General features: G+C 59.2%; 19 protein-coding genes and 2 pseudogenes. 11 read left to right on the top strand and 10 right to left on the bottom strand.

Features of this window, described 5'->3' with window-relative positions; all coding sequences use genetic code 11:
* Positions 1-245: 245 nt before the first annotated feature.
* The 3 genes from ACEN42_RS42445 to ACEN42_RS42435 all read left to right on the top strand — a co-directional run bounded on the left by ACEN42_RS42445 (position 246) and on the right by ACEN42_RS42435 (position 2,217).
* The gene (locus ACEN42_RS42445; protein ID WP_371884303.1) at positions 246-503 is read left to right on the top strand and encodes a hypothetical protein; all 258 of its coding nucleotides are present in this window, start codon (positions 246-248) and stop codon (positions 501-503) included.
* Between the two features lie 105 nt (positions 504-608).
* A complete protein-coding gene (locus tag ACEN42_RS42440) occupies positions 609-1,016 on the top strand; it encodes a PleD family two-component system response regulator (RefSeq protein ID WP_371884302.1) in 408 nt (135 codons plus the stop codon).
* 742 nt (positions 1,017-1,758) lie between these two features.
* Positions 1,759-2,217 carry a low affinity iron permease family protein gene (locus ACEN42_RS42435; protein WP_371884301.1) on the top strand — a complete coding sequence of 153 codons (459 nt, stop codon included), beginning with the start codon at positions 1,759-1,761 and terminating at the stop codon, positions 2,215-2,217.
* 377 nt (positions 2,218-2,594) lie between these two features.
* Here the strand turns inward: ACEN42_RS42435 and ACEN42_RS42430 are convergent, their stop codons facing one another.
* The 4 genes from ACEN42_RS42430 to ACEN42_RS42415 all read right to left on the bottom strand — a co-directional run bounded on the left by ACEN42_RS42430 (position 2,595) and on the right by ACEN42_RS42415 (position 5,239).
* A complete protein-coding gene (locus ACEN42_RS42430) occupies positions 2,595-2,951 on the bottom strand; it encodes a YqjD family protein (RefSeq protein ID WP_371884300.1) in 357 nt (118 codons plus the stop codon).
* Between the two features lie 173 nt (positions 2,952-3,124).
* Positions 3,125-3,994: a YsnF/AvaK domain-containing protein gene (locus ACEN42_RS42425; protein WP_371884299.1), complete on the bottom strand. Its 870-nt coding sequence runs from the start codon at positions 3,992-3,994 to the stop codon at positions 3,125-3,127.
* 21 nt (positions 3,995-4,015) lie between these two features.
* Positions 4,016-4,402, bottom strand: a complete 387-nt coding sequence (locus ACEN42_RS42420) for a YsnF/AvaK domain-containing protein (protein WP_371884298.1) — start codon at positions 4,400-4,402, stop codon at positions 4,016-4,018.
* Between the two features lie 120 nt (positions 4,403-4,522).
* Positions 4,523-5,239 carry a hypothetical protein gene (locus tag ACEN42_RS42415; RefSeq protein ID WP_371884297.1) on the bottom strand — a complete coding sequence of 239 codons (717 nt, stop codon included), beginning with the start codon at positions 5,237-5,239 and terminating at the stop codon, positions 4,523-4,525.
* Between the two features lie 499 nt (positions 5,240-5,738).
* Here ACEN42_RS42415 and ACEN42_RS42410 point away from each other — a divergent pair, with 499 nt between their 5' ends.
* The 4 genes from ACEN42_RS42410 to ACEN42_RS42395 all read left to right on the top strand — a co-directional run bounded on the left by ACEN42_RS42410 (position 5,739) and on the right by ACEN42_RS42395 (position 7,934).
* Positions 5,739-6,284 (top strand): hypothetical protein, encoded by a 546-nt coding sequence (locus ACEN42_RS42410; protein ID WP_371884296.1) that lies wholly within the window; start codon positions 5,739-5,741, stop codon positions 6,282-6,284.
* Positions 6,285-6,477: 193 nt separating this feature from the next.
* Positions 6,478-6,696 (top strand): hypothetical protein, encoded by a 219-nt coding sequence (locus tag ACEN42_RS42405; RefSeq protein ID WP_371884700.1) that lies wholly within the window; start codon positions 6,478-6,480, stop codon positions 6,694-6,696.
* Entirely contained in the window at positions 6,633-6,962 is a 330-nt protein-coding gene (locus ACEN42_RS42400; protein ID WP_371884697.1) for a phage integrase family protein, read from the top strand. The genes ACEN42_RS42405 and ACEN42_RS42400 overlap by 64 nt, the downstream gene beginning before the upstream one ends.
* Positions 6,963-7,691: 729 nt before the next feature.
* Positions 7,692-7,934: a hypothetical protein gene (locus tag ACEN42_RS42395; RefSeq protein WP_371884295.1), complete on the top strand. Its 243-nt coding sequence runs from the start codon at positions 7,692-7,694 to the stop codon at positions 7,932-7,934.
* Between the two features lie 789 nt (positions 7,935-8,723).
* Here ACEN42_RS42395 and ACEN42_RS42390 read toward each other — a convergent pair.
* Together ACEN42_RS42390 and ACEN42_RS42385 are read right to left on the bottom strand one after the other, a co-directional pair.
* On the bottom strand, positions 8,724-10,409 hold the full coding sequence (locus ACEN42_RS42390; protein WP_371884294.1) for an ATP-binding protein: 1,686 nt from the start codon (positions 10,407-10,409) through the stop codon (positions 8,724-8,726).
* A gap of 4 nt (positions 10,410-10,413) precedes the next feature.
* Positions 10,414-11,931, bottom strand: a complete 1,518-nt coding sequence (locus ACEN42_RS42385; RefSeq protein WP_371884293.1) for an ATPase domain-containing protein — start codon at positions 11,929-11,931, stop codon at positions 10,414-10,416.
* Positions 11,932-12,318: 387 nt separating this feature from the next.
* On the opposite strand from ACEN42_RS42385, the gene ACEN42_RS42380 reads away from it, so the two are divergent.
* On the top strand, positions 12,319-13,881 hold the full coding sequence (locus ACEN42_RS42380; protein WP_371884696.1) for an ATP-binding protein: 1,563 nt from the start codon (positions 12,319-12,321) through the stop codon (positions 13,879-13,881).
* A 601-nt stretch (positions 13,882-14,482) separates the two neighbouring features.
* Here the strand turns inward: ACEN42_RS42380 and ACEN42_RS42375 are convergent.
* Positions 14,483-14,866, bottom strand: coding sequence for a hypothetical protein (locus tag ACEN42_RS42375; protein ID WP_371884292.1), 384 nt, complete (start codon positions 14,864-14,866; stop codon positions 14,483-14,485).
* A gap of 220 nt (positions 14,867-15,086) precedes the next feature.
* On the opposite strand from ACEN42_RS42375, the gene ACEN42_RS42370 reads away from it, so the two are divergent.
* The 3 genes and pseudogenes from ACEN42_RS42370 to ACEN42_RS42360 form a co-directional block, all read left to right on the top strand.
* Positions 15,087-15,527, top strand: a complete 441-nt coding sequence (locus ACEN42_RS42370) for an Hsp20/alpha crystallin family protein (protein WP_371884291.1) — start codon at positions 15,087-15,089, stop codon at positions 15,525-15,527.
* A gap of 9 nt (positions 15,528-15,536) precedes the next feature.
* Entirely contained in the window at positions 15,537-15,944 is a 408-nt protein-coding gene (locus tag ACEN42_RS42365) for an Hsp20/alpha crystallin family protein (RefSeq protein WP_371884290.1), read from the top strand.
* A gap of 351 nt (positions 15,945-16,295) precedes the next feature.
* Positions 16,296-16,753 (top strand): annotated as a pseudogene (locus tag ACEN42_RS42360) (IS30 family transposase); the annotation flags it as partial.
* Positions 16,754-16,781: 28 nt separating this feature from the next.
* Here ACEN42_RS42360 and ACEN42_RS42355 read toward each other — a convergent pair.
* The 3 genes and pseudogenes from ACEN42_RS42355 to ACEN42_RS42345 form a co-directional block, all read right to left on the bottom strand.
* Positions 16,782-17,111 (bottom strand): annotated as a pseudogene (locus ACEN42_RS42355) (hybrid sensor histidine kinase/response regulator); the annotation flags it as partial.
* A 108-nt stretch (positions 17,112-17,219) separates the two neighbouring features.
* The gene (gene chrA, locus ACEN42_RS42350) at positions 17,220-18,458 is read right to left on the bottom strand and encodes a chromate efflux transporter (RefSeq protein WP_371884289.1); all 1,239 of its coding nucleotides are present in this window, start codon (positions 18,456-18,458) and stop codon (positions 17,220-17,222) included.
* A gap of 258 nt (positions 18,459-18,716) precedes the next feature.
* Entirely contained in the window at positions 18,717-19,208 is a 492-nt protein-coding gene (locus tag ACEN42_RS42345) for a low affinity iron permease family protein (protein ID WP_371884288.1), read from the bottom strand.
* Positions 19,209-20,084 lie beyond the last annotated feature (876 nt).

Raw genomic sequence — 20,084 nt, 5'->3', positions numbered from 1 at the left:
AAGTGACCGCCTTCGGTGCACGAGCTTTTCTCAATTTGTTCGAGGGCTCGGTGGTTACGTTACGGTGAGCGCCGAGACTGACGCCCGCCTGCTACATCAAACTGCGTCCGTGCGCAGGAAGTAAGTTGCCTGCATCACGCTCTCTGCCGCACGCCCCGTATGTCCTAAAATCAATTAGGCTTGGTCGCACTAAGGCACGCCGGATGCTTGTGTAAGACTGTGGAAGTACCACATACGAGGCAGCCATGAACCGCATCCAAACTTTGATAAGCGTCATCTGTTTCGCTGCAAGCGCGAGCGCACTTGCGCAAAACACTCCTGACTCTTCATCGCCAGCGACTCAACGAGGCACGCCGATGGGCCAGGCAGCTCAGGCCGGCTCAACTGGGGCAAACAGCGAAGGCGCTCCAACCCTGATGGGGCAACGCGAGAAAGGCATGTCGCCGGATGGCGCGTCGAGGCCGGACGCAAACCCGAAGGCGACAGGCAAGATAAAGCAATAAACCAGTCCAGAGTGCCGGCTAGCATGAACTGTAGCAACAAGGGCTCCTCGGGGCGGTGCCCAAGACTCACGCACAGCGCCCGCGCTAAGCGGCGAGGGGGTATGAATGGCTTCCGTGCTACTTGTCGATGACGATATGGGATGGCTGGGTTCTCTCGGCGTTGCGATTGCGGCGGAAGGTTATATCGTCCGAACGGCGACTGACGGCGAGCACGCTCTATCGCTTGCAGAAGCTGCACCGCCGGACGTTGTCGTGACCGATTGCGCGATGCCTGGCCTCAACGGCGTAGGATTAATCCGGGTAATGCTCTCTGATCCGAAGCTCGCCCAGATCCCGGTGATTCTCATCTCCGATTCTCGACGACGCCCGAGCGTACCGTGTGCCTGCTTCATGAGCAAGCCGTTTCCAGTGCTTGCGCTGCTTCGGCAATTGAAGGTCGTTGAGCGACGGCGTCGTGGGGGCAAGCATTCATTGCTGGGGGCTGCTGTCAACCACTTCTCACGCATTCGATAGGACTGACGTTACGCTAGGCCCGCGATCGAACATGGCTAGCATTGCCTTCGATAATTCGGGAAACGCGTATGGGAGACCATGACGGCCAGTCGTTGGGCCCGCCAACGACTGCTTGACCAGGCGTAGTGAAGCGGAATCTACTCTCTTTTCGCGGCCTGGACGCTGAACATCGCCGGCAAGCGCCGCAAGCAACGCACGGTTCCGGTGAGTGGAGCGATTATCGCTGCGCTACGCGCGCATTGGCAAGATCGGAGCCGCGATTTCGACGCCCCACAGGGGCACGGGCCGCTGATCGCGCAGCAGTGGATCCCGCCCACGCGGCCGCGCTGGAACGGCATGACGCGAATCATTTTCACGACGCCAAGGAAGCGCCTTACACCGTTGATGCGTTGGGGCGGCTGGTACGCATGGCCGTGCAACGCTTGAGCGCATAGACGGCTGCGCTAGTCGGCTTCATCACCGACGACTCGGTGCAACCCGCGAACACGTCGGCGCATTTTTTCGGTTTACGTTCGGCACACGGGCTGCGGCGCGCGAGAAGCCCACCGATGTGATGCAGCCGAGTTTGGGTCATGCGTCGTTGCAGACGACTTCGATCTATGTGCGAGCGGAGGGTCGACGCATGCTCGGGGCCGCCGCGCGCTAATGCGCTGACGATGAGGGATAGTCATCGGCATTCGGTCAGCGGAGCCAGCACCGGCGACCGTTCACGCGGATCGGTGTCGATCAGGCAAGCCAAATAATGAATGATGTGGAGACGCCGAATGAAAACTTCTTGGTTCTTGGATTCTCGAATACCCTGGCGCGACTGGGCGGCCGCGTCAGCCTTTATCCTCGCGGCTGTCCTGGTGATCGTCTGAGACGTGCCCGGCCCGCTCCTCCACTTCAGCGACATGGCAACTGGTCATCAATACGTCGGCCACCATTGTCACCCTTCCTGATGGTCTTTCTGATCCCGCAAAGCACGCAGAACCGCAACACGGCCGCGATGCAGATCAAGCTCGACGAGATCATCCGCGCGATCGACACCGCCCATAACGCGCTGCTCGATCTCGAGGAACTTGATCAGAAGAAAGCTGGCAATTCCGAAAGCGTCATGAGAAGCTCGCGCAAGGGGCGCGTGATAACTTGCGCTGGGCGAGTCAGGACATCTGTGTGTCCTCGCTTCGCGACGAAGGCATTGGGGGAGCGCAAAAGCTAGCTTTCATAAGGCAAAGCGCTGACTCACACGTCGTCTGTGCGGCAAAAGCAGAGGGAAGGCTCAGATTCGATGCACCACATCCCAAGATGCACGCCCGTAATCGGGCCGAATGCGTGGGGCAGGTGAACACCTCGGAGTCGTGAACGGGGCGCGACGGTCGAGCGGAGCAAACTGTCGCCATTGCGGTGATGTGCGAGCACAGCGCCCTCGCGGTAAAAGACACCGCGGGTCGCTGGCGTTTTTCGCTTCACAAAGGTGGCAGAGACCGAGACGGCAGGTGAACTTCGAAGTGCAGCAAGATCTCTACTGAATTCGTACGCGAGCACAAGTGGCTTTGCGACCACGCTGCCAATGCGCTCGTTCAGAGTCGCACCGGTCTAACGCGAAATGAGCATGCCAACAATCAAGCCCGCTAATCCAGCCATGACGATCGCCTTCCAAGGGTTGTCATGCACGAAATCGTCTGTGGTGTCGCTCGCAGACCTGTAGTTTTTAACCAAGGCACCTTTCATATCAGCGAGCTTCTCTTTTGCGCTTGCCCGTGCGTCACCGCCAGATGGTTTAGCGTCCCACGACTGGGATGCTTCCCGGAAGTCGCCTTCGCCGGCGGTTGCGGACGGCTTAGTATCGGCTTCCGAGGCGCCGTGATTCGCGCTGGTCGGAAATTCATAGGTTTTGTCAGCCTTCTCTGTGACAAGCGAGCTGACCGGTTCAAGGCCGTCGGTGTTCGCCATGGCTTCCTCCTGAAGGTGTTCGGGAAATGCGTCAACAAGTCGTGCTGAGGCATCGATTCGTGACGAAGGCTCGATCGCCGCAGTTGCGATCAGGCAGCGGGGCAACGTGCAGATGAAATCCGAAACAAGGGGGACCGCGCAGATGTTCCGCGGGCGGTCCCCGATCTTCGGTTTCAAAGAGGCGGCTTATTAACGGGTCGGACCGCAGGAGTGTCATCTGTTCCAGCCGTCCTTTCGACGTCCACTTCGGTGCCACGCACCGTATCGTTGACGGTCTCGGTTCGGGTCGATGATTCCTTTCCGACCACCACCTCTTCGATGACGCGCGCGGTCTTGGCGATCACGGGCTCTTCAGCCGTTTCGCGGATCTCTACCGAGCCTTCCTTCAGATCGGCCGCTGTCGCCGGGCGGTCCACCGCTCTGCGCTCAATGGTCGCGTGCTCTTCTCGCAGATTGACGGACTCGCTGACCGGCGTTTCCGTCACGCGCGAATAAACCCGAACGCCGCCCTTCTGCACCTCGCGTTTGCCCACTTCGAGCGACTCCTGAACGACCGGAAATGCCTGGCGTTCCGCCGCTATCTCATCGGCCGTGTAGGCCGGGGCGTTACGGTCATAGGCCGTGTAACCGGTATTGCGCCACTGTGCGACACGCGAGTCGATGTCAACGGCGCCTTCGGCATATAGTGCCTCCCGGACGCGTTCCACAGACGTCTCGTCGGTGACGTCGACCGAAAGTAAAGCACCCCCGCGTCGAACCGCTTCATGATAGTGCCCAATCTCTTCGGGCTCGTCGCTACCGCCGAACAACCTCTTGAAGAAGTGTTCAATGCCGCTCACGGGTCCATCGTGAACGCGGTTTTCACCAGTAGTGTCACTGATAACGGGCCGGGTCGTTGTATCACTGCTCATCGTTTGTGCGTCGCCGGTCGTTGAGCTGTGGACCTCCATGTCCGTACGAGCAACGCCTTCCGATTCCAGGCGGCGTTGAGCGCGCTCGGCATCTGCGAACGAGTCAAACACACCGATTATTGTCTGTACCATTTCGGGTTCTCCAAAGTTAAGTTAGATGGCGTCCGGGTCCCGCTTCCATGGACCGTCAGGGCCTTCGCGGCGCTCGACGACGAGTTCCTCCGAGTGGGTCAGCACGCGACGGATCACGTCTTCTTGCATCTCGGTCGTCTTGACGTGCACTTCCTCCTTCAAGGTCAATTGCATGCGTACCACCGGGACATACTCGTAGATCGGAATGATGAGCGTGTCGCCTTCGCGCCGCGGTTCGTCGCGCTCGTCAACGGGCCGGTTCACCGGAACCCGCTGCACATCGACCTGCTGACTGCACAGGCGCAGCGCGACGGGATGCATTTCTTCATGGACGACTTTGCGCACCCGCACGGCGCCCGTTTCGACCGTTGCGACGCCGACCGCCATCTCTTCCTTGACCGCCGACACGCGCACTGCGTCAGACGGGTCGGGCGTTGGTACCGCATCGGACGTCTCTTCCTTACGCATTGGTTGCTCCTCATCAGCCCGACCGCCGGAAGTGCGTCGGTTGGTCGAAAACGCACTCGCTTAGAGACGACCGCCTCCCGGCACGGCACGGCTGCGCACCGGCGGCGTATCGGCGCCAGTAGCCGTACCACCGCTTTCTTCAAAGGGCGGTTGATGCCGAAGGCCGGCGCCGCCCGAGACGATGGCGATGATGGCGCCCACAATCAGCGCGGCAAAGGAAAACCAGCTTGCCCGTGCGACGCCGCGTGCCGCGGCGTCTGCCGCTTCGCGCGCCGTCTGTTCCGCCTGCGGACTTGAAGCGGCCGACGCCGCCGATGCGACCGCTGCCTGAACTTGCTGCTTGGCGTTATCCACAATCGACGGGGTTGTGCCGGATTGATTAGCGGCAGTCGCGCTGACCTGCGCGGTCGTCGCTGCGACACTACCCGCAGTGCTTACCGCGCCAGTGATCAATGAGGTCATGCCGTACACGACGAGCAGCGTCATCACCGCCCAAGACAGCAGACCATGAAGCCATCCGAGCACCGGTGCGCAGCGGCCTGCGTAGTAAGAGCCGACGAAGACCGCCAGGACGGTGGTGACGATGACCCAGACCCCCGACCCGAAGCCGAACCCATGCAAGGGGTCTGGCTTCGACATCGGCGACAGCAGCGAGGCGCCGATGGCCGTACCGAGCACGCTCATGATCAGATAGACAATCATCGAAAGAATGACGCCGGCGATAATTGATCCCCATGACAGACGGGGCAGACCGTCTCGAGTCGTTAGGAGTCTCATAGGAAGCCTCAGTAGGTAAGTGAACGCATAAGGAGCCAAAGGTGCCAACGCATTGGCAATCACTCAGCGCAAGCGTTGTGCCTATCGCAACCTGCAAAGGAGAGTGCATGGCGTGAAGGGTTAGTACTACAGAGTAGGTCAGCACCTGCGGATATAATTCTCATTTACAAACCGGCGAAGGAACTGCTATCGCACTCAGTCAGCGGCGGATTGAGGTTTTCCTGCTATGCATCGACGCCGTCGGCCGATGGAGTCGTCGTCAGTTTGCATCGGGAGTTTCGTTCAATTCGTTGACTGAGGCCATCGCTTCGGTCAGAGAGGGACGAAGGCCATGACGTTGTAGTCGTGAGGTGTGGGAAATCTGCGTGTTGACGATCCGTGACCTGCGCTTGCAGGCGCCCAAAATATATGGTTAGTATACCTTGGTAAATGTCTTTGCCGGCATGGAGTTTCGGCGGTAGAATAGGCGTTACCTGATTACCTAAGAGAGGAGCCGGCCGTGGCACCAGCCTTTCCGCCGGATCACGATGAACACCACCGGCCAAACGGCTCTGAGCGTTGGGCCGCCGAGGCGCCCGCCGGAGCCATTGCGCGCGTGGTGCTGCACCTTGACGAAGCGATCACGCTTAGGCGCCGAGCCGCCGTCGCGCGGCTCACGGCCCAAGGCGACGCCGTGCCGCTGCGGCCGAGCAAGCCCTCCCGCGTCGAACTCGCGGTGATCATTGCGCTGGCCGAGATATATGGCGCAGCCCTCTACCAGGACGTGCGCTTGGTGCCAGTGATCGACTTCATCACCGACGAGGGCGCCGTCGCGTTGGTGCAGCGCGTCCTGTATGGGACGCCGCCGGTGCATGACGACAGCGACGACAGCCCATCGGTCCGCGCTGAAGACAACGCGCGTCTTTCCGATCTACTGCCCGAGGCCCGCGCAGCCCTCGAATTTCTATGTGCGACTCGGCCTGATGTCTTCGTGGCAAGCAGGCGCGACGCTCACCCAGCTTGGCCTCCCGCGAATGCAGCCGCCACCGTCGGCAGGCGGCCATGACGAGGACGGTGAAGACTGACGCGCGGCAGCAGTCACCGGTTGTGTCTTGAAACAACTCGCCCCGGAAAAGCTCACAGAAAAGGCACCCGCTCCCAGGACGGCGCCCGGTGCTTATGCAAGGCATCGCGCCCGCGGTGATCGCGCGCACTTACTGGGACCCCGACGAGGATGCGCACGCGACGACGCCCGCGCGATGGAACGACACCTCGCCGCAATGCTCGACGCGCTGGTCGCGTACGGCTCGACCGCGCTCGCCATCCGTCCGCGCGCGCCGATCCATCAGCACGGGCGACCGTTGTGCACGGCGGTGACGTTCCGCATGGTCACCGAGGCTGCGCAGCGGCCGCACTGCCGCCGCATGCCAATCACCCGATTGGCGCGTGGCTTCTTCCGCGCCTGGCACGCCGCCTGAAGGGCGAGGGGCTGGCGACGCTTGACGGACTCGTAGCCTTCTGCAACCGGCGCGGTGGCAACTGGCGGCGGGATTCCGCGCATCGGACCATGGCGCGCGCCGTCGTCAGTCGGTTGCGACGCCAGAAAGGGTCGCTGAAGCTGCGCGTCGATGCGGATGCGGACTCGACAGAAGTAGCGGGCCGTGCCTGGTCGCGACGGAGCCCCATGCTCACAGCGCCGGATACTACGTTCTGGTGTGAACCAGGCATACGTAGGCCGGTTTGAATCGACGCTGACACTTCGGGGCCACAAGGACGGGCCCGCCGCTTGCGTAGTGGTTGCTCATTCTTGAGCAGTTGCTAAACGCCGCCCGCCCTTTGAGGAGCATAAAATGAGTAAAGCGCAGGACGCAAAGAAGACTCAGAAGAAGGCGGCGACGAAGACGCCGAAGGAAAAGAAAGCGGCAAAAAAGGAGAAAAAGGAAGCGTCAAAGCGGCAGTGAAGATCCGAGGTCTTTGGTAGACAGTGGACCAACTGGAAGACCGATCAATCGCCCGCCCTCCGAGCTTGGCGTTGCCGTCCTCTCTGTCTTCAACCGCACATCAGTCTGGATGCACACTGGACCGCAGCCGAGAGACGTCAATGAATTTCCTCACCCCGTTTTTCCTGGCACATAACACGTTGTGGTCGTATGCCATGCCAGGTGCTTTTTATCCGCAGGCTTCCTCCCTTGTCGCGACAATGCGGTCGTCGACCGGACAGCGCAAGATTCGCCAATGGCGCAGGCGAACGGCGCGCCTGTTTGGGTAAGCGGACCTGGCGTGCAGGAAGGTGACCATCTGAGTATGGCGGTGCGCGCACAAACGCCCCGCTTCTCCTGCCTCGTTTCCTAAGGAGCCGCTGCGGCCGGCGATCAGGGGATCACAGTGGTTGAGTCACACCTTTGAGCACGGTGGGCACACTCATCGTGCGAAGGTCTACGTCCCAAGAACCTACGACGGTCGGCCGTTACCGATGATGGTTATGCTCCACAGCGCGCAGCAACGCCGCGATGACTTCGCAGCCGGAACACAGATGAATGTGGCCGCGGAAGACGCTGGGTTCTGTGTTGCATTGTTGTGTATCCGGAGCAATCGGAAAGCGCCAGTCTGCTTCGTTGCTGGAACTGGTTCATACCGTCGAATCAGGTGCGCGACACCGGGGAAACCGCGGGGCTTGCCGCCCTTACGAATGAGCTTATCGTCCGGTTCAACGTAATGGTGCGCGGGCGTAAGTCGCGGGCCTGTCCGCAGGTGGCGCCATGGCGATCACTCTGGCTGTAACTGACCCCGACCTATACGCGGCTGCCGCTATCCATCCAGAGTGGCATTCGGGGTCGCCAGCGAGCATCTCTCAGCGTTGTGCGCCATGAACGACGGCCGAGGCACGATCTGCTTGCCAAAACCAAACAGGGGCGTGGCGCCGATGCACACCGTTCCCTTGATCGTTTTCTACGGTGACGCCGACGACTCCGTGCACTCGCTCGACGTCCAGCAGATTATACAGATAAGCCCGTTGTTGAACGGCAAACCGACCGACACACGGGTGTCTATAACCACGCGGTTCGATCGAGAACCAGGGCGCCACTCCTGTACTCAGGACGTTTGGCGTGACCAAGACGGATCGTTGCGTGCTGAGCGATGGGTCGTCCATGGGCTTGGTCATGCTTGGTCGGGCGGAAATAACGAAGGCGAATTGTCGCAAGGCTCGGTCCGCGTCCGCGTTTTGTCCGCTGCGATCAACTTGATCACCAATGCTGGGCATGTCGGGGTGCGCCTGAGTCGTAGGCGTCGGGTTCATGTCAAGGCGTATCTCCGCATAGCGGCACCGCGCGATCACGGTCTGCGCCGGGCGTTCGCGAGCGGCTTACATGATGGAATAAACTCTCACTGCTTTGCATCATTAACGTAGATCAAGTTGAGCACGACGTCACCTGTACATGAGCTTTCGCAACTACACATCACATCGCTTGTTGCGAGCTCCAGCCGACCTACGTTTAGATCTCGATTATGTCGGCGCACTCAGCGCCGTGCGGACCACGCGTGAAAGCTCGTCGAGTTGAAATGGCTTGCGCAGCGCCGTGACGCGCTTATCAGTGATTGTCGAAATATCGACATCTGCGTAGCCTGTGGCCAGAATTACCGGCAATTTCTCGCGCATTTCACGGGCCTTCTCTATGACCTGCAATCCGTTCATTCCAGGCATGGCATAGTCGACCATCAGCAGGTCTGGGTCGTCGACGCGAAGGCGCTCGAGACCGCTAACGCCGTCACGAGCTTGAGAAACCGTGTACCCGAAAGCCTGCAGGCATTCGACAAGCATGCTTCGGACGTCCTCGTCGTCCTCGATTACAAGGATGTGGCGCCCCTCCACCGCGCGGTCATCCAAGTGTGAACCGGCGACGATTTCCTGCGTCTCCTTTTCGACGAGCGGCAGCCACATCTCCACGGTGGTGCCTTTTCCCGGCTCACTCTCAATGCGCGCAACGCCGCCTGCCTGCCGTGCGATTCCGTACACTTGACTTAACCCCAGTCCGGTACCCTTGCCAACCGGCTTTGTCGTAAAGAACGGGTCGAACACGCGAGAGAGGACACCTGGCTCAATGCCCGTCCCGGAATCGCTCACACTGACGACAACGTAGCGTCCGGCGGTAAGTGTTTCGTCCGGCGCGGGTCGCTCGCCTGTGTGGATGGAAAGGCGTCCGCCGCCCGGCATGGCATCTCGCGCGTTGATGGCCAAGTTAAGCACGGCGAGCTCTAACTGGTTGGCGTCTGCTCGCGTCCACAGATCTTTCGCATCCGCATGGGTAGAGAACGCGATGGCCGGTCCCAGCGAGATCGAGATGATGTCGCGCATGCCTTGGAGCAGCGAAGTAACGTTCACGGCCTTCAGGTCGAGATTGCTCGTGCGTGAGAACGTGAGCAGTTGCGCGGTGAGTTTGCCTCCACGCTCAGTAGCGCGTTTGATCGTTGCAGCCATCTTGCGCACCCGCTCGTCCTCGCTCAGACGAGCAAGCAGCTCGGCGTTGGCCATGATGACATTAAGAAGGTTGTTGAAATCGTGCGCAATGCCACCGGTCAATTGGCCCAGGGCTTCCATCTTTTGCGATTGCACAAGCACGGCCTGCACCTTCGCGCGCTCATGGATCTCTTTCATGAGACGATCATTCGCCGATGCAAGCTCACGCGTGCGTTCGCTGATACGACTTTCAAGCGATTCATTTAGGTGCTCGAGTGCTTCTTGCGCTTTCACGCGTTCGACCAGATGCTGCTCAGATTCCGCCAGATGCTTGCGCGACTCATACTGCCGGGCGCGGGCGCGCAGGGACGATGTCACCGCGCGACGCAGGGTCTCAGAGTTCAGGGGTCGCTCAAGAACCAGTACGTTCCCAAGGCGTTCGAGCAATTGGAGGCTCGCCGCGGAACGGCGGCCGGCGAAACGTCCCGAAAGCAGGATGATGGGCAGATCGGACCAGGCAGCTTGATGCTCGAGCCACTCTCCGAGCGCCGGCGCGCTATCGTCCTGAATGGATTCTTCTGTAACGATCGCAACGCCCGCGCCCCTTTCGAGTTCTTTCAAAAGACATTCCGAGTCAAGACAATAGAAGCAGGTTCGGCCGTCGCTCGCGAGAACGTCGGAGATGACATCGGCGTCGCGGCCGAAGGGCGCCATGATGAGAACGCGAGCTTCCATTGCGCTAGTCGGAGGAGGGGTTCTTCTTGCCGTTCGAAGGGGGCAGCATAGCCGTCTCCCCGTGGTACCTGGGAAGACCACCCAGAATGCCTTCGAAATCACGCAACGCTTCGCCGACGATTAAGCCGCGGCTGCCGAGTTGGAACTGGCGGATCGAGCGCTCGTGCCCACTCGCGCGACTTTTGACCGCGGTCACCGCGGTGAGCACTTCACCCCGACGCTCAAAGTAGCGGAACAGTACGACCACATCGCTGAGATAGCTTATATCAATGTCGCTTTGGATCTCGCCGATGACACCATGCTGCCCCAACACCAGCATGGTGATGACGCCGCGCTGATTAAGATAGGTGAGCAACTCATGCATCTGTAACAACAAATAGCGTTCTCCAGGCATGGCTTGCAAGAACGCGTTAAGACTATCAATGGCGACAAAGCGCGTGTCGTCCTGCTCGACGCTGCGACGCACATCGCTGGCAAACTCTCCCGGCGAAATTTCAGCAGGGTCGACTTGGCGCAGCGTCAGTAACCCACTTTCCAGGTGGCGCCTAAGATCGATGCCGAGGTTGGTTGACCGCCGTAGCAATGTGGTTCGCGTCTCGTCAAAGAGATAGTAGACGCAGGCTTCTCCGCGCTCGAGCGCAGCCAGCAGACACGAGGCGACGGTGGTCGTTTTACCGACTCCTGATGGGCCGACGAACAGCGTGTTAGTGCCTGGAACAAGGCCACCGCCAATGAGTGCATCGAGTCCTGGTGTCCCAGTGCTCAATGCATTCGCCGAATACTCACTGTGATGCTCCGCGGCGACGAGGCGGGGATAGACCTTGACGCCCCCCGTTTCGAGCGTCATGTCGTGGTAACCTTCGCGAAACTTAATTCCGCGCATCTTGGCAATGCGCAGCCGCCTGCGTTCGCCGCCATAGTCGTGTACCACATTGGCGAGGCTGATCACGCCATGCGCGATGCTATGCAACTGTAGATCGCCGGGTTCCGATGTGTTGTCATCAAGCAGCATCACCGCGCAGGCCCGGGTCGCGAAATAGCGCTTCAAGGCCAAGATCTGACGCCGGTATCGCAGCGCGTTCTGTGACAACATTCTGAGTTCGGACAGGCTGTCAAAAACGAGGCGGACCGGCTTCAAGTCGTCGACCCGCGCGATCACGTCACGGACGGTTTCTCCCAATTCGACTTCCGCGGGATGTAAGATCGTCTGTTCGTAACGAGGATCGAGGCCCTCATCCGTGAGCAGTTCAATGATCGTGATGTGGGCGGGGTCCCAGCCGTGACTTTCAGCGACGGCCTCGAGTTCGGCCTTTGTCTCCGATAAGGTCACGTACAAGCCTGTCTCTCCGACTTCAGCGCCCTTGAGTAAGAACTGCATGGCCAAAGTCGTTTTGCCGGCACCCGGGGGGCCTTCAAGAAGATACATGCGATGCGGCGTCAACCCGCCACCTAGGATATCGTCTAGGCCGTCGATGCCCGATGAGATACGGTCCGGATCTGGCTGATCGATTATCGCTGACATATGTTTCTCGTGGGGTAGCTGTACAGTCGGCCGCTAGGGCATGCAAAAAATGGGCCACGCTCACGTTGGCGTGCGGAGTCTCTCAACGACCGGGTTGCGGGGTGTTAGTTCTCGCCGCACCCTCGCCACGGGCGCAGGCACCACGGGTAAAGGCCGTTGATGGCGGCAACGCACCATATCGCCAATGGCCAAGGAACCCTCGTCGAATGCCGGCAAAGACCAAGGTGTCCGCGTTGCCGCCGGACTGAGGCGGGTGCTTGACGCGACTTTATTCCAATCGTCACCACGAGCAGCATTAGCTGAACCGCGCGCAGCCGCATCCGCGCTCGCACAGGCGACTTTTCCATGAACGGAAAATACTTTCCATCCATTCCCGCCTAATCAACCATTCGTTTTGAGCCGACACTCCTCTCCACGCGATTCGTTTCAACCCAACAGATCTCAGGAGCAGGATCATGGACACCAAACACGAATTCAAGCGCGTCTGGTTCATCACGGGCGCGATCACGCGGCTTCGGTGCGCTGATCGCCCAAGCGATCGGTCGGCACTTTTCCGTTTTCTACCCGCCGGAGCAGCGAGCGAAAGGTCGACCGGAGGAGGTGCTGCGCCGGGCGCTCAATAGCGGACAATATGCGGAAGAGGGCTGGCGTGTGCGCAAAGATGGCTCTCTCTTCTGGGCTAGCATTGTTGTGTCCGTAATTCTCGACGGCGAGGGCAAACTGCTCGGCTTCGCTAAAGTAGTCCGCGATATGACGGAACGCCGTCGGCTGGAGGAACTAGAAGCTTCTGGCCGCCGGATGAACGAATTCCTTGCCATGTTGGGACACGAATTGAGGAACCCGCTAGCGCCAATGCGTAACGCGGTCGGGCTTCTCCAGCAACAGTCGCTCCCCAACCCGGACGTCCTCCGCCGCACCCATGACATCATTGACCGGCAGCTCGCGCACATGACACGGCTCGTCGACGACCTTCTTGATGCCGGCAGGATTACCACGGGGAAAGTCCGAGTGACGCCGGCACCTGTTGCCATCCAGGACGTCATCGACCGCGCGGTGGAAGCTGTTCGGCCCAAGGTAGAAGCCAAAGACCAAACGCTTGATGTCCGTATGCCAGACGAACCAGTTATCGTCAACGGCGACATGACACGGCTCGTTCAGGTTATTCAAAATCTCTTGGACAACGCTTCAAAATACACACAGGCCGGCGGTCTCATTCAGCTCGAGGCGTTCCACGTGGAGTGGATGATTTCGGTTTCCGTCCAAGACAACGGTCGCGGGATTGCGTCCGAGTCGCTGGACCTGGTATTCGACCTTTTTGCGCAGGAGAAGGACGCTGATGCTGCCACGGAAAAGGGTGGTCTTGGTATCGGGCTGACTTTGGCGCGCTCACTTGTTGAACTGCATGGCGGCCACATCGACGCTCAGAGCTCTGGGCCCGGTCGCGGTACAAAATTCACCGTTTGGCTGCCCGCGTATAAGGAGAACCCAAAATTGGCGAGTCCCGAGGCACGCCCAGGACGGCCGCAGCCGGGGCCGATGAAAGTTTTGGTAGTAGATGACAATCACGACTCGGCGGACAGCATGGGAATGCTTCTTGATGCCCTTGGTCACAACGTCTTGAAAGCTTATAGCGGCGCGCAGGCAATCGACATAATAGCTTCCTTTTGTCCCGACCTGGTCCTCCTTGACCTCTCTATGCCGCTGCTGACTGGTTACGAGGCTATAAAACGCCTGCGTGACGCTGCCCGCAACGACGCGCTTGTCGTCGCGGCAGTAACTGGGTTCGGCCAAGCAGAACACCGCCAACGTACGAAAGCTGCAGGCTTTGATGCTCACTTGACGAAACCGGTTGACCTGGCTGCGCTTGAATCTGTTCTCGCACTCCCGAACGATAGGAATCGAGAAAGGCATTCCGGCGAGAACGCAAGAGTGATTCTATGGCCGACTTGAGCCTATGTTGGAGGACCATCGTACGGCTTGTTCAGAAAGCCGCCCCGACAGCTTGTTCTGTTCGTGCGGTCAAAGCGTAAGTTCATCCGACTTTCAATGTAGACGGCAACGTTGGCTGCCCATTGAGCGCGAGCCGCAGCTTTTCGTGCGGCGGCTCGCGGCGATACAAAAACGCTTGCCCGTCCGAAGCCGGGAGTTTCGCCCAAACATCGGCACGTTTGCTTCTAGATAGAACGCAGTTACCCGACTGGCTTGTCGGTACTGTCATGCTCTTGACGACCCGATTTCCCATTCACCTTCGATAGACTTACCTCCCACGAAGTTTGCCGACGTTATCTCGCATCTGCGAGCTTCGAATTCGCTTGATCGACTACACGCCGAAAATTCGACGAACGATTCTTCACGGACTGAGTCATCGCGTTCTCCATAATGCAATGGATGCGACGCGTCGTCTTTTGTGCGACCTCTAACGGTAGAATCCCACAGCCGACCGTCGCTATCTGACTGACCTTGACGAACCAAAATTTAGTAACGAAGAAAGCGTGCGTCAATAAGCATTCTGGAATATTTAGCGCGTGCGTCCATAAACGCACTTGTATGGTCACTGTATAGGCGGCGCCGCGCCAAACTTTTCCGCCAGCATTCTCTCGTAGACGCCGAAATGCAAGTCGACCTCTTCCTGGGCGACGGTCTGCACAAAGATATTCACTTTCTCGGACGGCAGCCCCATCACTGTTGCTACGGCTGCTTCGAGTTGCGGTGCGCAAATGCGGTCATCCAGCAAGGTTGAACCAACTGTGATGTCGTAGCTTTTTTCTTCTAGAAGTACGATGTCAACAACGCGCGCGCGTGCGCTCATGTTGTTATCAACGGCTAGGCGCGTGACTTCCGCCAGTTGGTGCATGACTTCCGTCGGGAAACCCTTGACCGAGCGAAGCCGAATGCGATGCTTGCCAAGCGTAAGCCAATCGGTGTCGAATTCCATGACGTCCTCCAAGTAGTTCAGGTGCGCGGATAGTATGGGCCATAGGTTAGTTTTCAAGACTCAAAAATTTGACGGTCCGGGCCTTGAAATTCTTCAACCAACTCCTACTTTGGCTTTGCACAGCGGTCGCGCATACGCTGCGTGCTTCAACTTAATTTGTCGCGGACAGGAGGGGCGGCTAGATTGCAGCAGTCCGTCATGCCGCGAGAGGAGAGCGAAAATGAGTGATGCTTTCATTGGACCCGACCTCTTCAGTGAACTGGACCGGCTACAGCGCCAAATGTCCAGCCTGTTCGGCGGGTTTCCCACAAGCCTTCGTTCGACGCGAGCCGGGACATTCCCGCAAATCAACATCGGGTCGACAGAGAACACAGTTGAAATCGTTGCCTTCGCGCCAGGTCTAGACACGAGCAAATTGGACATCTCGGTGGACAAGGGATTGCTCACGATTGCTGGTGAACGAACAACGGGCTATGAACAGCCACAGGAGGGTGCCCGACAGTATGCCCAAGAGCGCTTCTCTGGGTCTTTCCGCCGTGTTATCGAACTCCCTCAACACGCCGACCCTGACAATGTCCAAGCCAGGTATGTCGACGGATGTGTCCTCATTTCAGTCGGGAAACGGGAAACATCCAAGCCACGTTCCGTTACTGTTCAATGAGGTGACGTCATGAGCGACAACACACAAATCACCGAACGCAACCAGAGCGGCGTTGCTGGTCGAGACGTCGCGGAGGCTCGTCGGCGTCAAACATCAACGCCTGCGGTCGACATTGTCGAAGATGGCCACAAGGTCACCCTTTGGGCCGACCTGCCAGGCGTCGCGAGGGACAAGCTGGAAGTCAAGGTTCATGACGGCAGCCTGACCATCGACGCTGAGTCAGTCGTCCCCGTGCCAGCGAACCTGCAGCTTGCTCACACCGAAGTTCGCGCGCCTTATTTCTCTCGAACTTTCACGGTCAGCGAGGACTTCGATACGTCGAAAGTCGAAGCATCGTTGAAGGACGGTGTGCTGATGCTGACGATTCCACGCCGCGAAGAAGCGAAGCCGCGACGGATTCAGGTGTCGGCAGGGTAGTTGAAGGGCGTGGGGCGGCAAGGCGAATCCTTTGCCGCCTCACGCCAGTCGGAAAAACACTGGTCGGATGGAAGCGACACCCGTCTCTAAAGTCACCGTTCCTCCAAAGAAAGCTGCCATGAAGAACGTGTTAAAGACAAGTTTGCTGTCCCTCTGATTGCCGTGCGCCGGCCAATCCGTTCGATCCGGTATGGACGTCCTACTTTGCCCGTCGTCGCGCCGCGAAACATCCCGTCAGCTTGTCCGGTGCCACCCGATGGTGCTGAAGAATGGCTAGAGCCGGATGCGAGGTGACTCGCCCGTCCGGTTCTTAGGGGAGAACGTGCCGGTAACGGTACGTTCTTACCCGACAAAGGCGCTGGGAACCAATCCTCCGTTGGCGTGCTGGTTGAGCGCGCCAGCCGGCTGGTGCCCCTTGCCAAGATGGAGGAGGCAACCGCCGCCTCAGCTCTGGCGGGCTTCTCGGCCAACTCTATTCGATTCCCGAACCCCTGCGCCAGAGCTTTACGTACGACCAGGGCAAGGAACTCACGCGGCATCAAGAACTCGCCGCCGCCACCGGCGTGCGCGTGTACTTCTGCGATCCGCACAGTCCCTGGCAACGCGGGACCTGCGAAAACACCAACGGATTGCTGCGACAGTACTTACCTAAGGGCACCGACCTCTCGGTCTACACTCAGGACGAGCTCGATGCTATCGCCGACAGCTTGAACAACCGTCCGCGCGCAACTCACGCGTTTCATTCACCGTTCGAGGTCTTCGCCGCCACGCTCGCCTCAGCAAGCCAACCTCAAGGCGCTAAACATTAAAGCCCCTTGTTGCACTTCGGTTTGAAACCGCCAGGTCAATCAATTCTTTGCGCAGCGGCTGCTTACGCGCAACACTGAGTGAGCGTCTTGCCAAGACCTCGGCCGTCATCGAGGCTCGCTCGACCGCGATGACTTCCTTCTCCAGTCCATTGAAGTTCTTACGGCGTGCCAGCTCCATGTTGGCTTTCACGACCATCAACAGGTTGTTGAAGTCATGCGCTACGTTTGCGACCAGGTTACCGAGTGCGCCCATGCGCCTCATCTGTCGACGTGTGGTCTCTGCCGACACGCGCATTCCAAATTCGGCTTTCCAACGTTACCAAGCCATTCGTTCCCGTTGCAGACGGCTCAAACTGAACCTACTCTCGTTCGAACGCCACACCCGAGAGCGCGAAGAGCTCCGACGACCAACCAGCTATTGTTGACTAGCAAACGCGCTCGGACAGCTTCATCAAATGGTATCTGGTCAGCGCAAAGCGAACTCGGCAATTCCAGCGAATGCACACACGGCGACCACGGCAAGCGGCGGTACCGTCCAACGCGTCAGCAGCAGCAGACAGACTGCTGAGGTTGCAAAGTCAACGGTTGAAAGAACCGCACTGGTCCATACCGGCGTATAGAGAGCTGTGGCAAGCAAGCCGACGACCGCCGCGTTCACGCCGCTCAGCATCGCCGCCGTGGCGGGGCGCGAGCGCAGCGCTTGCCAGTGAGGTAGTGCGGCGATCACCAGTAGAAGACCCGGCAGAAAAATGCCGACCGTGGCCAGCGTGGCGCCGACCCAGCGATGCGGTTCTTCGGACATCATCCATCCGAGAAACGCTGCGAAGGTGAACAGCGGCCCCGGTGCAGCTTGAGCCGCGCCGTACCCGGCCAGAAAATCGCTAGACGCAATCCATCCCGTCGCGACAGTCCGCTGTTGCAGTAAGGGCAAGACGACATGGCCGCCACCGAACACCAGCGCGCCAGAACGATAGAAAGCGTCAAACATCTGAATGCTGCGCGTGTTATGCAGAGTGAGTAGGGCCGGAAGTCCGAGTAGAAGAACAAGAAAAAGCGCCAGCGCAGCCCACCCGATCACGCGCGAAACGCGGAATGTGGCAACGCCTGGGTGTGGCTCATGGGCTCCTCGCGCGCGCTCCGCCCTACAAAAGACGACGCCGAGCAGCGCTCCGAGTGCGATGACCAGCAACTGGGCATATACCGTTGTCAAAACGGCAAGCACACCGATTGCAATAAGGGCGATGGCCGCCCGCTGGCGATCCGGGCACAAGCGCCGTCCCATATCCCACACTGCTTGCGCAACCACCGCGACGGCCACTAACTTTAGGCCGTGGATTAGGCCTTGCCCAACGGCACTGCGGAGGTCAGGGGCGACCGCAGCAAAGCCGACGAGTAAAAGCACGGATGGCAACGTGAAACCACACCAGGCAGCTAAACCGCCGAGCCAGCCCGCACGCATCAGGCCGATGGAAAATCCCACCTGACTGCTGGCGGGGCCCGGGAGAAACTGGCACAGCGCCACCAGGTCGGTGTAGGCCTCGTCATCGAGCCAGCGACGCCGCTCGACGAACTCACGCCGAAAATACCCGAGATGAGCGATCGGGCCGCCGAACGACGTCAGGCCTAGTCTAGAAAAAGCCTTCAGAACATCGAACACATCGAGTAATCGGCCGGAGCGCGGCGCTGTGACGGGGGGAACGTCCATAAACTGCCTTCTGGGAGAATTGTGCGCGCATCTTACATCGGCGATCGCCAAGCCAAATACCATCCCGGCAAGACAGATCGCTTTCAGGCCGCGAACGTCCCTTAACTGGAAGTCGAATGGCCGGTGAGGGCGACCTGAGCCGGTCGCCGTCCGCCTCAGTGCGGCCACTTTCGGTCATTCGCTCGCCGTCTAGAAAAGCGCTAGCCAAGGTGTTGACGCGCGCAAGCGAATGCGCCCCGCAGTCGGACAGCGCGTTTGCTATCCGCATAGCGGCGCGGCCCCCGGTTTGGCATCGCGATTCTCATCGCCTCGCCGCTCGTCATCATTGCCATCGTGGTTGTCGACGAACGGCGAACCGGTGTCGCTATCGCCCGCGCGCAGCGCGGTCCGCGCTTCTTCCGCCAATTTTTCATAGTGTTTTCGGAAACGACTCAGATCTTTTTCCTCGAGTTCTTCGAGATCGAGCAGCGCGTTATGCGCACCTTCCATTGCGCGGATCAGCTCGTCGAGCTTGATCTGCATCGCGGCCGTGTCACGGTTCTGCGTGTTCTGGATCAGGAAGACCATCAGGAACGTGACGATCGTGGTCGACGTGTTGATCACGAGTTGCCATGTGTCGCTGTAGTGAAAGAACGGGCCGGTGATCGCCCACACGAGCACAAGGGCAACGGCCATCACAAAGGTGGCGGGCCTACCGGTCATTGTGGAAAGGTAGCTCGCGAATTTCGAAAACCACTTGCTGCTCATCATGATCTCCGGTAGTCGGGTCAATATACCGGATGATGGCATAGACGGTGGATTCGCTTCTTTCTACTGATGTGACTTGCAGGCACTAAAGGACCGTTTCAAAGTGGGACGACCGTCTCTTGTGGGTCGTCAAGCGTCCCTTGGCTTCGCGCATGTGTTTTGGAAGTCCGCGGCATTGGCGACCTTCCCCTTAAGCATCGACGTCCAAAGCTCGTCGCGGCGAACCGGCGGCAGCTCATGCCATTGACTCAGCACCATCCCCGCTTTTTCGTAGTCGCCTTTGGCGCGCATCGCAGCATAGTTCTCTTCAATCGTAACAATGTGGACTGCCTCGTAGCCGAGGAGAGTGATAAGGAACTCCTCTCAGTTTGGTCCAACTTGGCGGTGACGTTCGACTAGATCCGTGAGCGTTGTTTGGATGCGTCGATAGTGCTCGAGGCGTAGCCCGGTCCCGTTGCCAGCTGCTGCTGTCCGGGAAACCAGGCCAGTGAACCGGCGCACGCGCAACTTGACGCTCTCGGCCATCACATGCGTGTACCAGGCGCGTGCGCGACTCGCTGTGACATTCGGGCGCGCGGCGAGCCACATCATCTTTTCATAGATGGATTCGAGGGCGACGCGAAGTTCCGGCGATGATGATTGGGGGGCGTGATTTGGCGTTCCCGTTGACACGCATACGAAACTCCAGTAATGCGTATCAAGCGGCGTGCTATCTGATTAGCAACGGCCGGTCGGACTTTGATGTCGGCCTCGTGCAGGTGAACGGTGAACCGTAACCTTTGAAGCTGTTACACCACGATTCGAGCCATCGAAACGGTTTCAGCGCCGCGGTTTTCGCATCCCGCACGGATATTGCAATAAGATCGATTATCGAAATAG

It is taken from the genome of Caballeronia sp. S22, from assembly GCF_964261745.1.
In the GTDB taxonomy this organism is placed as follows: Bacteria; Pseudomonadota; Gammaproteobacteria; order Burkholderiales; family Burkholderiaceae; genus Caballeronia; species Caballeronia jiangsuensis.
This window is presented reverse-complemented; position numbering and strand designations above follow the sequence as displayed.

Excerpts from the sequence above, each read along its gene's own strand:
- chrA (WP_371884289.1), bottom strand. The coding sequence starts at position 18,458 with ATGGACGTTCCCCCCGTCACAGCGCCGCGCTCCGGCCGATTACTCGAT.
- ACEN42_RS42405 (WP_371884700.1), top strand. The coding sequence starts at position 6,478 with ATGGAACGACACCTCGCCGCAATGCTCGACGCGCTGGTCGCGTACGGC.
- ACEN42_RS42435 (WP_371884301.1), top strand. The coding sequence starts at position 1,759 with ATGAATGATGTGGAGACGCCGAATGAAAACTTCTTGGTTCTTGGATTC.
- ACEN42_RS42365 (WP_371884290.1), top strand. The coding sequence starts at position 15,537 with ATGAGCGACAACACACAAATCACCGAACGCAACCAGAGCGGCGTTGCT.
- ACEN42_RS42390 (WP_371884294.1), bottom strand. The coding sequence starts at position 10,409 with ATGGAAGCTCGCGTTCTCATCATGGCGCCCTTCGGCCGCGACGCCGAT.
- ACEN42_RS42395 (WP_371884295.1), top strand. The coding sequence starts at position 7,692 with ATGATGGTTATGCTCCACAGCGCGCAGCAACGCCGCGATGACTTCGCA.
- ACEN42_RS42415 (WP_371884297.1), bottom strand. The coding sequence starts at position 5,239 with ATGAGACTCCTAACGACTCGAGACGGTCTGCCCCGTCTGTCATGGGGA.
- ACEN42_RS42385 (WP_371884293.1), bottom strand. The coding sequence starts at position 11,931 with ATGTCAGCGATAATCGATCAGCCAGATCCGGACCGTATCTCATCGGGC.
- ACEN42_RS42445 (WP_371884303.1), top strand. The coding sequence starts at position 246 with ATGAACCGCATCCAAACTTTGATAAGCGTCATCTGTTTCGCTGCAAGC.
- ACEN42_RS42440 (WP_371884302.1), top strand. The coding sequence starts at position 609 with ATGGCTTCCGTGCTACTTGTCGATGACGATATGGGATGGCTGGGTTCT.
- ACEN42_RS42430 (WP_371884300.1), bottom strand. The coding sequence starts at position 2,951 with ATGGCGAACACCGACGGCCTTGAACCGGTCAGCTCGCTTGTCACAGAG.
- ACEN42_RS42375 (WP_371884292.1), bottom strand. The coding sequence starts at position 14,866 with ATGGAATTCGACACCGATTGGCTTACGCTTGGCAAGCATCGCATTCGG.
- ACEN42_RS42345 (WP_371884288.1), bottom strand. The coding sequence starts at position 19,208 with ATGATGAGCAGCAAGTGGTTTTCGAAATTCGCGAGCTACCTTTCCACA.
- ACEN42_RS42425 (WP_371884299.1), bottom strand. The coding sequence starts at position 3,994 with ATGGTACAGACAATAATCGGTGTGTTTGACTCGTTCGCAGATGCCGAG.
- ACEN42_RS42370 (WP_371884291.1), top strand. The coding sequence starts at position 15,087 with ATGAGTGATGCTTTCATTGGACCCGACCTCTTCAGTGAACTGGACCGG.